The sequence below is a fragment of the Ruegeria sp. AB8 genome, assembly GCF_056542605.1.
Map to the genome: position 1 here is coordinate 1 of NZ_JBQGAB010000093.1, position 1,281 is coordinate 1,281.

The window sequence follows — 1,281 nt, forward strand, 5'->3', positions numbered from 1 at the left end:
CCCGGCGGATTTCGTTCTTTTCCACATGCGCGAGGGCTCGCTCAATGGCGTCCGGATGCCAGCGGCCGGATTCATTGGCCAATGTGGAAAACATTGCCCGAAAGCCATGTGCCGTCATCTCGTCCTTCTCATACCCCATGCGGCGCAGCGCGGCATTCAAAGTATTGTCGCTCATGCAGCGCTTGGATGAACGTACCGATGGAAAGAGCAACTTGCCCCAGCCCGTCAGGTCGCGCAGTTCCTTCAAGTCATCGAGGGTTTGGCGGGACAGCGGTATCTTGTGAGGCCGCCGCATCTTGGCGCGATGTGCCGCAACGGTCCACGCCATTTTGCTTTCATCGATCTCATCCCACTCCGCCATTCGCAACTCTCCGGGACGCAGGGCAGTCAACGCGAGCAGTTGCAACGCGAGGCGCGTAGTTCTTTGACCGGCAAACCCGTCGATAGACCGTAGCAATGCACCGACCTGCGCCGGATCAGTGATTGCCGCGCGGTGCTGCACCAGGGGCCTGATCAGGGCATCCTTCAAACCATAGGTCGGATCGTTGTCCGCGAGGCCCAGGGCGATGGCATAGCGAAAGACGGCCCCGGCAGCAGATCGCATCCGTACGGCGCTATCGTGATTGCCCTTTTTCCCTCTTCTGCAGCGGAACCGGAATATCCCGTGCTGCTATTTTCGCGATCAGCATTTTCCCGATGTCTGCGGAAAGTAGCCGGTGAAGCCAGGCCGTCTTTGTCAGCGTTGCTTCGGCACGGCCTTCGCTGCGCTTCTTTTCCAGCAGTTCCGCTGCCAACTTGGAGAAGGTAGCGTTGTTCTCTGCCTCTTCTCTGGCTTTTTTGTCTTTGCGAACGCTGGAAGGATCTTCGCCATTTGCGATCAGGCTGCGGGCGTTGCCGTTTCCGTCGCGCATCAGCTAGTGTCACTTCAGGATACCTGCCCAGCGCCAGCAGCTTTTCCTTTTGAAGCCAACGATACTTGAAGCGCCAGAGTTTCGAAGCGTTCGGCTTCACCAGCAAATATAGTCCGTCAAAATTGGCCTTCTTTTAGGGCTTCTCCTTGGGTTTCAAAGCCCGAATCCGTGCGTCGCTCAAGACGGGGATTGGGGGTACTTCCAATCATCGTGTGGCCCGTACGCCAATTTGGTACCCCACTTGGGGGTAGATTACAGCGTACGCAGCAGAACAACATCGGACACACCGACAGTAGAAGACCTGCTAATACAAGCTACTATCAGTCAGAGTCGGGCGAAACTGGATGTTAAAGTGGTGCCGCTGAAGGGA

At 56.8% G+C, this 1,281-nt stretch carries 2 protein-coding genes and 1 pseudogene; all 3 read right to left on the reverse strand.

Going from position 1 to position 1,281, the window contains the following annotated elements; all coding sequences use genetic code 11:
- Nucleotides 1-604: tyrosine-type recombinase/integrase (locus ACR0CG_RS23865; protein WP_480527987.1), on the reverse strand; the 604-nt coding region annotated here is incomplete at its 3' end.
- 10 nt (nt 605-614) lie between these two features.
- On the reverse strand, nt 615-911 hold the full coding sequence (locus ACR0CG_RS23870) for a hypothetical protein (RefSeq protein WP_480527989.1): 297 nt from the start codon (nt 909-911) through the stop codon (nt 615-617).
- A gap of 37 nt (nt 912-948) precedes the next feature.
- Nucleotides 949-1,011 (reverse strand): annotated as a pseudogene (locus ACR0CG_RS23875) (hypothetical protein); the annotation flags it as partial.
- Between the last annotated feature and the right edge of the window lie 270 nt (nt 1,012-1,281).